This is a genomic window from uncultured Methanobrevibacter sp. (assembly GCF_902771435.1).
Lineage (GTDB): Archaea > Methanobacteriota > Methanobacteria > Methanobacteriales > Methanobacteriaceae > Methanocatella.
The window spans coordinates 13,467-28,077 of record NZ_CACXXB010000004.1 but is presented as its reverse complement, the minus strand read 5'-3'; the positions used below and the strand labels follow the sequence as shown (position 1 = coordinate 28,077).

Genomic DNA, 14,611 nt, shown 5'->3' with positions numbered 1-14,611 from the left:
AATGAGGGGTGATTTGAAAGTTGGCGTGTTTTTATGTGAATGCGGAGGAAATATTGCAGATATTGTTGATTTGGACAGGGTCAGACAGGAGCTTGACGTGGAATTCATTGGGCAGTTTGAGAACTTATGTTCCTTAAATGGCCGTAAGATAATTCGTGATGCAATATTTGACCATGACCTTGACCGTGTTGTGGTTGCGGCATGTTCACCGATTTCTCATGAAAAAACTTTCCAGGACTATGTAAAACCTCTAAATCCCTATTTGATGGATATGGCAAATATACGTGAGCAATGTTCATGGGTTCACGATGACAGGCAAAAGGCAACTGACAAAGCAATTACTCTAATAAATGCATCTATTGAAAAGGTAAAGCAATCCGATGCGGTGGATCCGATTTACTGCCAGACTCCGGACGAAGTTGCTGTCATTGGAGGGGGAATTGCCGGAATGAATGCTGCGCTGTCACTTGCAAAGCAGGGAATCAAGGTAACATTGATAGAGCAGTCCCCATCAATCGGAGGACATATGGCCAAAATAGGTAAGGTTTTCTCGCCGGTAAAAATAGCTGAAGAATGTGGAATGTGTCTATTAAATCCAATTCTAAACGAGCTTGTCTGGAATGAAAACATTTGCGTTTTAACAAACACTAAGGTCATTGAAGCTGAAAGAAGGGCAGGAACATATAATCTGATTTTAGAGAAATCCCCAAGATATGTTGACACTGAAAAGTGTATCGCATGCGGAAAATGTGCAGAGGCATGTGAAGTGGAGGTTCCGAATGACTGGAATGACAATCTCTCCACAAGAAAAGCAATCTACAGACCGTTCGGTCAATCTTATCCTGAAAGCTATGTAATTGACATGGACAACTGTACTAAATGCAGTAACTGTGTAAAGGCATGTACCATGAAGGCAATCAAGTTAAGAGGAAAGCCTGAAAGGATTCCTCTTCAGGTAGGATCAATTATCGTGGCGACAGGCCATAAGCTGTTTGACATGGACAAGCGTCCTGAATACGGTTATACAAGATATGATGATGTAATAACCCAATCAGAACTGGGACGTATCACAGGAGTTAACGGTCCTACAAAAGGAAAGCTCCTTAAATCAAACGGTGAAGTTCCAAAACGTGTTGTAATGATACAGTGCGTCGGTTCAAGAGATGAAAAGCCGGACGGACATAAATACTGTTCAAAGATATGCTGTACTGTAGCCCTAAAGAATGCAAACATCATAAAGCACAAATATCCTGATACTGATGTTTTAATATGCTATACGGATATCAGAACTCCTGGAATGTTTGAAAAATACTACAAGCACACTCAGGAAAATGAAGTGAGGTTCTTGAGAGGCCGTCCTGGTGAAGTGGTCAAAAAAGGAGACAATTTCATAGTAAGGACTGAAGATACCCTAAAAGGGGAATTTGTAGAAATCGAGGCGGACATGGTAGTGCTTTCTACTGCAATGGAACCGTCAGAAGGTACAAAGGAAATAGCTGAAATCCTGAATGTCGGAACAACTGAAGACGGTTTTATCAAGGAATCCCATCCGAAAATCAAGCCGATTGCCACTGATGTTCAGGGAATTTTCGTCTGCGGAACGGCACATGACCCAAAAGACATAACAGATTCAATCATGCAGGCGACAGCCGCAGCAGCAAAGGTCAGCGAATATAATTATGGCGGTGTGGAAATAGAACCGTTCATTGCTGAAATCGATACTAAAAAGTGTACCGTTTGCGGCGAATGTATCAAACGTTGCAAATACAAATCAATGAGCATTCAGAATGATGAAATCTATATAGATCCTATGAGCTGTACCGGTTGCGGTAAATGTCTTGTTGGATGTAACCAGAGGGCTATTCATGTAAACGGTAACATTGACGAAAAGATATTGGCTACCATCAAGGGAGTATTGTCTAAAAAGCAAGAGGGCGAGCGCATGATACTTGTATTTTTAGATAACATCGGATACACTGCAGCTGATAACATTGGAGTTAACAGACTCAAATATCCGGAATCAATCCATATCATTAAAGTCATTTCAGTAAATCGTGTAAGTCCAAAGCATATTCACTATGCACTGGATAACGGTGCTGACGGAGTGTTCATCGGTGAATTCCCTGGTGATTTGATGTATGATGAGGTTGAACGTAAAATACAGCGTGTTAAAGACAGAATTGAAGAGTTGGGAGAAGATTCTCAAAGACTCACATTCTCAAAAGTTTATATCCCTTATTTCTCAGGTCTTGCCCGTAAATTCAATGATTTTGATGCTAAAATTGCAGAGCTGGACGAAGCTGAGAACACTGTAAATTAGTGCTTAACTAATTTGCATTTTTTTCTTTTTTTTAGTCTAATATGGATTTGATGATGGTTTTTTTAAGGAAAAATAGAATTCAATGTAGCCATTGCTATTTGATGGCGTTCATGAATCTTTTTTTAATTTCAATTGGTGTCAAATCAATGATTGGTGCTTTTGAATTGCCGGATTCTGTATTGTAGACGATAAAGCTTGCATCTTCGCTGGCTATTATCTCCTTTAAATCAATGTCCTTAAAATCATAGCTGTTTTTAAATCCGACGCTTTTTGCAATTTCAACCAAATCAATTAGCTGTGCATAGGTGTCCTGATTGCCTGTTGAACCATAGGCGCCATTGTCAATAACAATCCAGGTTAAATTTGAAGGGTTTGCAGCAAAAATAGTTACAAGTGATCCCATGTTCATCAGAAGTGATCCGTCTCCGTCAATGACAACTATGTCCTTATCAGGTCTTGCCAGTGCCAGTCCTAAACCTATTGATGAGGCAAGCCCCATTGAACCAATCATATAGAAGTTTTCATCCCTGTCGTCAATTTCGTATAATTCTCTTGATGGAAATCCGATATTGCAGACTATTAGTTCATCGTCAATGTTTTTCATTATATCTTCGATAGCTTCATATCTTGCCATGTTATCACCAGTATTTTATCTCCAATAGTACGCTGACAGGTCTTCCCTCTTCTGTGGATAAGTCCCATGCTTCAATTATGTCTTCATATGCTCCTTCAGGATTTCCTGGTTTGAAGAATTTGAAATCCATGCCTTCCAAAATTCTTGGAGTTGACTGGCCCATAGGAACCTGTCCGCATATGTTTTCGCCTTCTGTTCCCCTATGGCTCATTATCATTAAAAGTGGAAATTCATACAGTTCCATCAGGGATTTCAATGCATTGATTGAGTTTCCAAGTCCTGAATTCTGCATCAGAATTGCAGGGTTTTTCCCGCCGAGATATGCTCCTGCACATATTCCAATTCCTTCCTCTTCACGTGTAACTGGAATATGGATTATCTCTGAATCTTCATCAATCATATTCAATAATTTTGATAGGTTTACGCAGGGAACGCTTACAATAAAATCGATTCCGCTGTCTTTAAGTCCATCATAAATAGCTTCACTACTATCCATCATATCACATCATTATTTATATTAACTTATTTTATTTAAAATAGTATAAAAATATATTTAAATTATAAATAATCATTTAATTCAGCATATCATGAATAATTTTATTATAATTTAACTTTAATTAATCTATATTTTCATAAAATAACTATAATTAATAGTAACCTTTTTATTTAACTTTTAACTTATATAAAATCATGTTTGATAAACTACCCATTTCTTCTAAAACAGAAAGGATTCTAACAAAATCATTGGATGAATCAATCACTGTTGAGGAAGCTAATCATTTAATGAATATTAAAGGGCCAGAACTATACCCTTTACTTGCAACTGCTGATTTTTTAAGACACAAACTCGTTGGAGACGACGTAACATTCATTAACAACTGTAATATCAATTTTACAAATATCTGCACTGTTAGATGTAGTTTTTGTGCATTCGGAAAGGATGCCGATGACCCTGATGCCTACATCTTGAATGACGAGCAGATTCTGGCCAAGGCGGAAGGTGCCGTGGCTAACGGCGCTCGTGAATTCACATTGATGGGTGGTGTGCTTAAAGATGCTGATATTGACTATTATGTACATCTGTTGACTTTGCTGAAGGATGCACATCCTGATGTTGCAATACACGGTTTTTCACCTACAATGGTCAGGGATGCCTGTAGGGTTTCCGGAATTGACATTGCGGAAGGATTTGAAATACTTAAGAATGCAGGTCTTGACACATTGCCGGGAACAGCTGCAGAGATATTGACAGACAGGTCAAGGGAAATAATATGTCCCCAAAAGGTTAGTGTGGCTGAATGGATTGATATTGTAAAAACAGCTCAGGAAGTCGGAATTCCTGGCTCAGCAACAATAATGTACGGTCATGTTGAAACTTTAGAGGAAAGGGTGGAACACATTGATATTATCAGACAAATTCAAGAGGATACTGGAGGATTTACAGAGTTCATCCCAATGACATTTATGCGTGAATACGCTCCAATATTTTTAGAAGGTAACTCTGATCTTGGAGCTACAGGAACTCAGGATTTAAAGTTATATGCAGTTTCAAGACTAATGCTTAGAGACATTATCCCTAATATCCAGGTGTCATGGGTAAAATTGGGATTCAGGTTTGCACAGGTCATACTGACTGCAGGTGCTAATGATTTGGGCGGTACATTAGGTGGAGATGAACTGTCTGAAGCATCCGGAGCACCAGATGGTGTAGATGCCTCTATTGATTTCCTATCCAGGATGGTTAAGGATTTGAACCGTAATCCAGTAGAGAGGAATTCAAAATACACAGAATTTTATCCCATTGACTGATTAAGTGATGATATGAATAAATTTATTGTTATTGATGGATTGGATGGTTCAGGCAAGGACACACAGGTCAATCTGATTGCCGAAGCATACCAAAAAAAGGGAAGGGATGTTACTATTCGTTCCCATCCGTGTTCTGACAATAAATTCGGTAGAAAATCAAAACAGGCTCTCTTAAAAACAGGAAAATTAAATCACATTAAAGCTACAATTTATTTCGGTCTTGATGCAATCAGGTCAGTTCACATGTACTATTACAACAGTGATGTTGATGTAGTAATCTTTTCAAGGTATATCCTGGCGGTAATGTATCTTCCGGATATTATTAATACAATAACCTATAAGATTGTATCATTCGTTCTTCCGACATCTGACTGCATGTTCTTTTTGGATATCACTCCTGAAGAGTCACTTAGAAGAATCAGTTCACGTGATGAAGAAACGGAAATGTTTGAAAACATTGAATCACTTAGGGAAAACCGTGAAAGGTCACAGAAATTCACTTATAACTGGAATGTTGTTCCTGCCGATGATGCCCCTGATGTGATTTCTCGAAAAATAATAGACAAATGTTTCAGTACAGACTGATTACAATACTTTTTTTATTCCGTCACTGGTAATGATCATCATTGAGTTAAGGTTATCCAGGACGATGGAGACAATCGGATGGGTTTGGATGTCCTTGTGCATGAATATCACTTCATTTTCTACAATGTCTATCCAGTTTACATGATATACGACAACGCCATTCACAATCAAACCTAAATACTCAGGAACGAATCTATTTTCATTTATTTCATCAAAATGAGGACTTTTTCTTAAAATATCACTTAAAATATCTTCCATTTTAAACACCTTTTCTTTCATAGACAAATTTTGGAACGGCTTTGTCAAATGGGTCGAATGTCTCTCTGTTTTTAACTTCCATACATTTCATGCTGACCTTTGAGTGAAGTGATGAAGGAAGTCTTAAAATCCTTTTCAGGTCAATGGTTACCTTTGCATCGATTGTTGCCAGATTGACTCTTGCCATGGCTTCAACAAGATTTTTATAGCGCCTAGGTCCGATTTCACTTTTAAACAGTCCCCAGTTGTCCTGTTCAAGGTGATGTCTTGAAGCCATAATGTCCTTCATTAACTTGGGATTGATTCCGTCAAGCTTTTCATTGCCAACCAGATGCTGGATATTGAATTTGACCTTATCTGTAAATATTTTGGAATATCCTATTGGAATTGAGAAGTGTTCAAAGTTAAAACTCTTATTGGAAATCTCTGAGTTTATGAATTGAGATTTAGGAACTTCCGCTCCCGCAACATACTTCAATACTTCAGACCTCAGCTCGCTGTTTGCAACCATCATCTCCTCATCAAGAATCCTTATGTGATATCCTCTTCCTGAATATATCAAATGAATATTTTTAAGACCCAAATCCCCTTCCAGAGTGTCAATGAGTGTGTTAACAATTTCCAAAGCTTCGCCAAGACATATTTCACATACACCATCGCATTGACATGACCTGATTGGAATGTCTTTTGCATCAACATCGAAAATATATTCGGCTTTCAGCCAGTCTTCCCTTCTTCTGGGATTATTGTAAAAAGCTACTGAAATGTATGCTGCAAATGGCGCCTTATATCGTAGGAATTTTCTTAAAGATTCAGTTCCTCTAAAGACTTTGTATCTGTCGTTAGGACCTTTTCCGTTATGGTCAAAACCGAACTCTCTTTTTTTAATTTCTTTGGAGATGAATTCAGGCAAGTCTTTAGGGTCCCATTCCTCCCGGTAATATTGTCTTCGCTCTTTTATTGTAGCTTTTGAAAACATGATTATAATTTTATTTTCAAAGTATTTATTTTATTTGATGTGTGCTTTTGTGCAATTGTGGTCTTTGGCTAATCCTATTAAATGAAATGATTTAGGCGTTCAACATTAATTCTTCCCATTCTTTTTTTTTTAAAAAAATTTATTATTAATAATTATGAAATATAACTGCATGGAAGAGTTTGTAGAAGTAATTGGTGTCGAACACTTAAAAACAGTTTTATCAGGTTTATCTCCCGAAGAGATTGTAAAGCCGGCTTATGACAATTGGCAGGCAGGCATTAAAACAGGCCACACTGTCCTAAATCTGGAAACCGGAAATGTTTATGGATTGGGTGTTGATTTTAATCAGCTGCATTTGGCCACTGAAATTTACATTGAATTATTCACAATTGAATCTCATGAACAGCCGGTTAGTGAAGAGGATTTCTTTTCCAAAAGCGAATATGAGGAATTTCTGGAATTCAGCAGTGATGACCCCTGTGAATACATTCCGGATATAATTACTGATTTTTGTGAAAATAAGGATATTGACGAGTACGAGCGTACCATTGGAATATTGGCTTATAATTTCGAGAAAAACGAACGGGCCAACTATAACATGTGGGAATCAAAGATTTTAAACAAGTATTATGATGCAATCTATGAAGACCACAATCCATTCAAATTTTCAGAATCTACTCTTTAGGTGCTTCCTTGTCAAGCTGGAATTTTTTGCGGCTATAACAGGATAGGGGATTGTTGATGCCTTTGCATGACTTGTCAGGATGGCATAGATGAGGCAGATGGATTTTTATTTTCTCGCAGCTCATTGGAGTGTACCATTTTGTTTCGCCTTCATGGTTGATGTCGACCTTATCGTGCATTCCAAAGCCCAGTTTTGATATGATGTTTATTTTTTCCTGAGGTTGGTCTTCAAACAAAGGTGGTGTACAGTTGTCTGCAGCATCAAAAATCAACGGTAGAATCTCATTTTCGGTAATTGACAGGTCGGGATCCATGTCTGATACTTTAACGGTTTCATCTGATGCAAATATTCTAGGATATAGTCTTGCGTATGAAGCAAACGAAGTCAGTAACAGTACAATTGCATCATTACGTCCACCGGAAGATACTCCTTCAACGGTTGCTTTAATGCATGGTGGAAACGCTTCAGGGTTTAATTTTCCTGCTTCAACTGAGCCGAACAGCCCTCCGCTTCCTGCATAATACTGATTGTATTTGCTGGTTTCATCCGGTATGAACTCTTTTAGATTTTCACCTATTTCAATGATGGCGGGATGGATTTCGATTCTTGCAGACATTTCCTTAATTCTGGCAATGTACTCTTCGGTTTTTTGCATTATTAATCTTGATAGGATTTGTTCCTTAACGCTGTCACCTACAAGTATTCCGTACATTCTCTCAGGACTTCTGTCTTTAAAATTATCACTGAATCTTTCTAAAAAGTCTTCCTGCTGAAGAATTATGTCTCCCCTGTCAATTAATAAATCGGTAAGTTTAAGCTTTTTGGACCCGACAACGTCACGCAATGACTTCCAATGGATGGAACCGTCGACTTTTACTTCATCAAGAACTTCATCGATTATTTCAGCTCTGGTCATTGGGGGTATTTTAGCCAATCTCTCTAAAATAAGTGTTCCCTGGGATTCAACAAAAAGCCTTGTTTCACGTGAACCCAAATTAAACTGGATGGCTATTGCCTGACATAAAATGTGAAAGACGACAACATCCTGTGTGAATAAATCTGAATTTGTAAGGTATTCAAATTCAGCCTGAACGAAATTCTTATTATTCTTTTTCTCGATTGCCCATTGGATACGTTTAATGGCATAATCAGCATAGGATTTTGGGATTATTGAATCGTCGGATATTCTTTGGTTGGTTGTATGGATGATTGTGTCGACCATCGATTCGTCTTCATCAAATATTTGATTTAAATCCCCGTATTGTCTTATAATCTGTCTTCCTTCGTTTGACAACGGGTTGATATATGAAACTTCAGCCATGTTTTTAACTCTTTATTTTATAGATTAAATAAGTAACTCATTTTTAGAGTCAATATTGAATTAGATTTGAATGGTTGATGTTTTGATTGATTTCTCAAATTTTTGAAATTAATTTTTTTTCAAATATCCAATCCCTATAAATTGCACGGTCAAAAATATTAATTTTATTATATATGAGTAACATAATTATATCATGTTTAAAATAATTAAGGGGATTAGATAAATGTCAAAGATTTTTATTTCATGTGCACTTCCTTATGCAAATGGACCATGTCATTTAGGCCATATCCGTTCTACATATCTGCCTGCAGATATTTTTGCCAGGTACAACAGAATGGTTGGAAATGATGTTTTACTGGTTTGCGCTACAGATGAGCATGGAACTCCAATTGCAGTAAAGGCAGATAAGGAAAACAAAAAACCGATTGAAATTTCAAAAAGATATCACGATATGATTGTTAAAGATGTCGAATCAATGAACATATCATTGGACAATTTCACAAGAACTACCGATGAAAAACATTATGAGATTGCAAAACATTTCTTTAAGGATTTATACGATAACGGATTTATCTACAGAGAGGATATCCAGCAGCTGTACTGTCCGAACTGTAACAAATTCCTTCCTGACAGATATGTGGAAGGGTTATGTCCGGTTTGCGGTTCAGAAGCAAGAGGCGATCACTGTGAAAAATGTGGAAAAGCATTGAATCCGACAGAACTTGATGAGCCTCACTGCATTACATGTGGAACAACTCCAATAATCAAGGATACATTTCAGTATGCATTCAAATTGTCCGAATTTGAAGATGACCTGAAGGAATACATCACTACCAATGAAAACCTTCCTGCCAATGTAAAAAACTATGCCATAAACTGGCTGAACGAAGGTTTGACTGACTGGATTTTGACCCGTGATATGGATTGGGGTATTCCTGTACCTCTTGATGAAGCCAAAGGCAAAGTATTATATGTTTGGATTGAAGCATTCCTTGGTTACATCTCATCTGCTTCACAATGGTCTGAGCAATCTGGCATTAAATGGGAGGACTATTGGAATGACTATGTGGTTCACTTCATCGGAAAGGACATCATTTACCACCATTCAATTTTCTGGCCTGGACTTCTCAAGGCATACGGCTGCAAATTGCCTGATATGATTTATGCAGGTGAATTCCTGTCCCTTGAAGGGGAAAAGATGTCAACAAGTAAAAATTGGGTTATATGGATAGCTGATTTTGTCAAAGACTATGAACCTGATTTGCTCAGATACTATCTGACAATCAACGCTCCTTTAAATAAGGATTCAGACTTTTCATGGGATGACTTCCAGAGAAGAAACAATGATGAGCTTGCTGATGTAATCGGAAACTTCCTGCACAGAACTTTTGTATTTACCAAAAAGCAGTTTGACAGCAAAATCCCCGAATATACAAATCCTACAGATGAAGATGAGGAATTCAGACTTGCAATTGAGGAGCTTCCAGACAAAGCCGGAGAATACATAGCAAATTATGAATTCAGGGAAGCTTTGCTTGAAATATTTAAGGTAGCCAAAAAAGGAAACAAATATTTCAACGATGCAGAACCATGGAAAGCTATCAAAGAAGACAAAATTAAGGCAGCTAACTGTTTACACTTATCCAATCAATTAGCAAAAACCTTAGCTTACACATTAAAACCGTTCCTTCCAACAAAAGCGGATAAAATCGCAGATATAATGAATATAGACAGTTTGGATAATTGGGAGGATGCTAAAATACCGTTGCCTGTAGGTCATGAAATCAACAAGGCAAAACCTTTATTCAAAAAGATTGAAGATAAGGAAATTGAAGCTCAAAAGGCTAAATTAAAAGAAAACTTAAATGAAAATGAGGATGAAACTATGACTGATTTAGTAACAATAGATCAATTTGACGAATTTGTAATTAAAATAGGCGAAGTAAAAGAAGCGGAAAAAATCGAAAAATCAGATAAACTGTTAAAATTACAGGTTGACATTGGAGAAGAAAAACCAAGACAAATCGTTGCGGGACTTGCCAAATTCTACTCTCCGGAAGAATTAGTCGGAAGAAAAGTCTGTGTAATAGCTAACCTTCAGCCTGCAAAATTATTCGGAACATTATCCGAAGGTATGATTTTAGCAACCGGTGCATCAGGAGCATTGCTCTCACCTGATGAAAATGGAAGCGTCGGCGAAAGAATTCAATAAAATTAGATTAAAATGGAAGAATCTGTCCTAGTAAATAAAGCCGAGAACTACTTAAAAGAAATAGCAAACGATTCAATTGTTCTAGATGATATTGACGAGTTTGACAATTTCAAAAGTCTTTACTTTAAGCTAGTTGACAGATTAAACTATTTGCAAAACTTAAAGGATGACATGGATGCACAGGGATACACAACCCCTTTTACATCTCTGAACAGATACGGTACAAAGGCTGTGGCAGACGTATCACTTGAAGAGGTAGGTGAAAACTCCCGCCACAATCAGATATTCAGAATGAAGGCAAACTCCAAGAAAAATATCTTGGATAGGGTTAAATCAGCCATTGACTCTCATAAAATTGCAATAGGAAATCTTGAGCAATTCGGATATGTAAAGTGCAATTCATGTTACAAAAAATATTCCATAGATGAATATAAGCAAAGGGAAGCTAAATGCAGTTGCGGATCACAGGGCTTTACATTCAAAATCAATAAGGAAGCTACATTCAGACTGGAGATAATCCCCTTTTTGCCTCTTTCAGGAAATTATATGGTTTTGATGAATGAATTCTCACCTTATGCCAGAGAATCATTCAAACAGGTTCTAAACATTCTAAAACAGGAACGTAAAGGTATTGTAAAAACCATTTCACTTGTAATCAGATTCAGGGATAAGAATAACCGTTTAATAAGAAAGAATGTTTCCCTGGGCTCTGAATATGTAAGCAATTATGAGGAGGAAGTAAAGAGACAATACGGTCGGAATGTCAGAATTGAAGCTCTGAGGTTTCATAAAACCAAACCAGCCATAATTGATGACAAGCATGCAAGGACAGCTCTTGCTATTGCTTATGTTAAGTATTCACAATCCATCATCCATGAAATTAAGGATGACATCCTAAAAAGAAGACTTACTGATTTTAAAAGATTAAACAAGTATTATGAGATAATCTCAAAATATAAGAATCAGACTCCTGACTTTATCGACAAATATGATTCAAATTCCATTGAAAAGTGGAGGGAGTCACAAATCCAAAATGAATTCATAAAACTGAATTATGCGGATAAGTTTGGAAATCTTAAAAGATCATTAAGCCGTGATTTGAAAATCAGGGATTCGATTTATAAGAATACATTTAAAAATATAGCTTCTGCACTGATAATGTGGGATATTTTCAGATATTATCTAACAACCTCAAACAACTCCCGTAGAATTATCACAGGTCCGTTCCCATATATCAGGGTGGAATTGGACCGTGAACAGAGAAAAGTTTTCAAAACCACCTATTCAAAGGTTATAGAAACCCTCAATGCATTCACGGATATTAAAATCATAACCATTCCCGAAATGGATTTATTGCTTTATGAAAAATTCAAGTTTGATAAGCAGTCCAGAAGTTCAAACATCAAGTTCAACTATGTGGCTTTAGGAGCCGCACTGATACACCAGAACTCACAAATCAGCTTGGAAGAAATAAGCAATGCATTAAACGTCAACGAATCCAAAATCAAAAAGGAATTAAAAAACATAGACCAAATCAGAAATCCGAAAAGCGACAAATCTAAAAAATTCCTTGATCTGATTAAGAAATAGTGATAATATGGATGAAGATGTAACTACGATTCATATTACAAAAGCACTGTCCTCTTCAATGATTGTGGAGCTGATAGAGAAGTATCCCAACCTGTGTGAGATTACCTGTTCTCCAAGCGTTTATGAAAGAACCTCAAAGACATATATTGACGCACTCTCACAGCTTGATATTGAAGTGGTCAAAAAATATAACTGGGGAGCCAAATCACAAACCAACGGTGCCGAATTTGAAGTTTTAAAACTGTCAGATGAAGGATTAAAACCAAAGGAAATCTCTGAAAAATTAAACATCACTTTAAATAGAGTATATTACCTTTTAAGAAAAGGTGAAGCTAATTTTGATAACAGAAAAAGAAAATACAATCACGCCGAAATTAAAAACCTTAAAAGTGAAGGTTTATCTGCAAAAGAAATTTCAAACAAATTAGATATTCCTTTAAGAACTGTTTATTATATTTTAAATAAAAAATAATTACTTTTTTTAATAATGAATGAAATATAATTAAATATGATGATTTTACCACAACTTCCTTTATATGTAATAGCTATAATCTGTGGTTTACTTTCTTTTTCAATGACCAGATTATTTATGCCTAAAATTATTAAAAAGCTTGAAGAAGCAGATATTGTAGGAAAGGACATTCACAAATCCTGGAAGCCTGTTGTAGCTGAAATGGGCGGATTCGGTATTATATTCGGATTTGTGCTTGGAATGTTTTCAGGAATTTATATGCATGAAATCCTGGCGTTTCCACTGCTCATTGTTCTGGTTGTAATACTTCTTGTTGGAATGATTGGTATTCTGGATGACCTGCTTGCGCTTTCATCAAAATCCAAATTCTTCCTGCTGTTTATTGCTGGCCTTCCGTTGATGTGGGCGGCACCTCCAAACGTGGGTATATTGTATCTGATTACAATTCCGATAGCACTGTCAATCGGAGCTAACCTGACCAACATGCTGGCAGGTCTAAACGGTATCGAATCAGGTTTGGGTGTTATTTCAATGACATCACTGACTATTGCATGTATTATTTTAGGAAAATATGATGTAACAATCATATCCATGAGTATGCTTGGAGCATTGGCTGCGTTTTTATACTTTAACAGATATCCGGCTCAAATCTTTCCGGGAGACACCGGTACATTGATTATTGGTGCAGCTATCGTATGTATTGCATTTATTGGAAGGGTAAAACTGATTGCACTTATTGTAATGATGCCGAACATTATTGATGCAGCTTTAAAATTCTATTCAGCAGGAGTAATGAACCGTTCCCAACAAAAACCGACACAGATTAACGATGAAGGAAAATTGGTAAGGCCTGAGGTCGGATTCAAATCATTAATCAGATTAATTTTAAGAAAACCGATTGCTGAAAAAGATGCAGTTAAGATAATCTGGGGAATTGGAATTGTATTTGGAATTTTGGGAATTATTGTAGCATTGATTATGCCTGGAATGCTTGAAAATCAGACATTAGTGAATTTCCTACAAATTAAGGAAATGTTCTATCATATAGGATGATAATATGAGGCCATATGTAATATTGAATGCTGCAATGACATTGGACGGCAAAATCGCAACTGCAACAGGTAGTTCAAACATTTCTGGTGAAGAGGACTTGAAAAGGGTTCATGAAATCAGAAAGGACTGTGATGCGATAATGGTTGGAATAGGAACTGTACTTGCCGATGATCCAAGGCTGACAGTCCACAAAATTGACGCAAATCCCGAAGATAATCCTGTCCGTGTGGTTGTTGACAGCAAATGCAACACCCCGATGGATGCCAGAATAACCAATTCTGATGCAAAAACAATAATTGCATGCGCCAATGAGTATAAAGATGAGTTTATGGCTTCTGATAAATATGAAACATTCAAAAAGCGCGGTGTAAAGTTTTTCTGGAGCGGTGATAAACGGGTTGATTTGACATCTCTTATGAGCTATCTTCATGAGGAAGGAATTGAAAAGCTGATGCTTGAAGGGGGAGCTACCCTAAACTTTTCCATGATTAAAGCAGGACTTATTGATGAGATAAGCATTTGTGTTGCTCCGATGGTTGTTGGAGGAGCTAATGCAAAGACTTTCTTTGATGGTGAAGGATTTGACACCATGGAAGAAGCTGTCAGATTGGAGTTGACTGATTCTTATACTTTGGGTAAGGACTTAATTTTAAAATATAAAGTTCTAAAATAGTTATTTTTTAATTTAGACAA

General features: G+C 36.8%; 14 protein-coding genes. 9 read left to right on the top strand and 5 right to left on the bottom strand.

The genetic code is table 11. The features are described from left to right. Window position 1: 1 nt before the first annotated feature. Window positions 2-2,320: a ferredoxin:CoB-CoM heterodisulfide reductase subunit HdrA gene (gene hdrA / locus QZU83_RS01810; protein ID WP_295609250.1), complete on the top strand. Its 2,319-nt coding sequence runs from the start codon at window positions 2-4 to the stop codon at window positions 2,318-2,320. Window positions 2,321-2,414: 94 nt separating this feature from the next. On the opposite strand, the gene comE is transcribed toward hdrA, so the two are convergent. Together comE and comD are read right to left on the bottom strand one after the other, a co-directional pair. Continuing rightward, window positions 2,415-2,954 carry a sulfopyruvate decarboxylase subunit beta gene (gene comE / locus QZU83_RS01805; protein WP_295609249.1) on the bottom strand — a complete coding sequence of 180 codons (540 nt, stop codon included), beginning with the start codon at window positions 2,952-2,954 and terminating at the stop codon, window positions 2,415-2,417. Window positions 2,955-2,958: 4 nt separating this feature from the next. Beyond that, window positions 2,959-3,450 carry a sulfopyruvate decarboxylase subunit alpha gene (comD, locus tag QZU83_RS01800; protein WP_295609297.1) on the bottom strand — a complete coding sequence of 164 codons (492 nt, stop codon included), beginning with the start codon at window positions 3,448-3,450 and terminating at the stop codon, window positions 2,959-2,961. Window positions 3,451-3,644: 194 nt separating this feature from the next. Between comD and cofH the strand changes: the two genes are divergently transcribed. Next, a complete protein-coding gene (gene cofH / locus QZU83_RS01795) occupies window positions 3,645-4,763 on the top strand; it encodes a 5-amino-6-(D-ribitylamino)uracil--L-tyrosine 4-hydroxyphenyl transferase CofH (RefSeq protein ID WP_295609248.1) in 1,119 nt (372 codons plus the stop codon). Window positions 4,764-4,775: 12 nt separating this feature from the next. After that, window positions 4,776-5,348 (top strand): thymidylate kinase, encoded by a 573-nt coding sequence (locus tag QZU83_RS01790; protein WP_295609247.1) that lies wholly within the window; start codon window positions 4,776-4,778, stop codon window positions 5,346-5,348. On the opposite strand, the gene QZU83_RS01785 is transcribed toward QZU83_RS01790, so the two are convergent. Together QZU83_RS01785 and priS are read right to left on the bottom strand one after the other, a co-directional pair. Continuing rightward, window positions 5,349-5,606 (bottom strand): hypothetical protein, encoded by a 258-nt coding sequence (locus QZU83_RS01785; protein WP_295609246.1) that lies wholly within the window; start codon window positions 5,604-5,606, stop codon window positions 5,349-5,351. It lies immediately after the preceding gene. Between the two features lies 1 nt (window position 5,607). Next, a complete protein-coding gene (gene priS / locus QZU83_RS01780; RefSeq protein ID WP_295609245.1) occupies window positions 5,608-6,585 on the bottom strand; it encodes a DNA primase catalytic subunit PriS in 978 nt (325 codons plus the stop codon). Between the two features lie 154 nt (window positions 6,586-6,739). Here priS and QZU83_RS01775 point away from each other — a divergent pair, with 154 nt between their 5' ends. Beyond that, complete coding sequence (locus QZU83_RS01775; protein ID WP_295609244.1) at window positions 6,740-7,270, top strand: hypothetical protein; 531 nt, start codon at window positions 6,740-6,742, stop codon at window positions 7,268-7,270. On the opposite strand, the gene priL is transcribed toward QZU83_RS01775, so the two are convergent. After that, window positions 7,260-8,591 (bottom strand): DNA primase large subunit PriL, encoded by a 1,332-nt coding sequence (priL, locus tag QZU83_RS01770; protein ID WP_295609243.1) that lies wholly within the window; start codon window positions 8,589-8,591, stop codon window positions 7,260-7,262. The genes QZU83_RS01775 and priL overlap by 11 nt on opposite strands. 223 nt (window positions 8,592-8,814) lie before the next feature. Between priL and metG the strand changes: the two genes are divergently transcribed. From metG to QZU83_RS01745, 5 genes are read left to right on the top strand one after another with little or no spacing between them, the layout of a single operon-like run. Further along, window positions 8,815-10,803 (top strand): methionine--tRNA ligase, encoded by a 1,989-nt coding sequence (gene metG / locus QZU83_RS01765; RefSeq protein WP_295609242.1) that lies wholly within the window; start codon window positions 8,815-8,817, stop codon window positions 10,801-10,803. Window positions 10,804-10,815: 12 nt separating this feature from the next. Further along, on the top strand, window positions 10,816-12,393 hold the full coding sequence (locus tag QZU83_RS01760) for a DUF530 domain-containing protein (RefSeq protein WP_295609241.1): 1,578 nt from the start codon (window positions 10,816-10,818) through the stop codon (window positions 12,391-12,393). A 7-nt stretch (window positions 12,394-12,400) separates the two neighbouring features. Continuing rightward, window positions 12,401-12,865: a hypothetical protein gene (locus tag QZU83_RS01755; RefSeq protein WP_295609240.1), complete on the top strand. Its 465-nt coding sequence runs from the start codon at window positions 12,401-12,403 to the stop codon at window positions 12,863-12,865. 36 nt (window positions 12,866-12,901) lie between these two features. After that, window positions 12,902-13,918, top strand: a complete 1,017-nt coding sequence (locus QZU83_RS01750) for a glycosyltransferase 4 family protein (RefSeq protein WP_295609239.1) — start codon at window positions 12,902-12,904, stop codon at window positions 13,916-13,918. A 4-nt stretch (window positions 13,919-13,922) separates the two neighbouring features. Continuing rightward, window positions 13,923-14,591, top strand: coding sequence for a 2,5-diamino-6-(ribosylamino)-4(3H)-pyrimidinone 5'-phosphate reductase (locus tag QZU83_RS01745; protein WP_295609238.1), 669 nt, complete (start codon window positions 13,923-13,925; stop codon window positions 14,589-14,591). The last annotated feature ends 20 nt before the right edge of the window (window positions 14,592-14,611 follow it).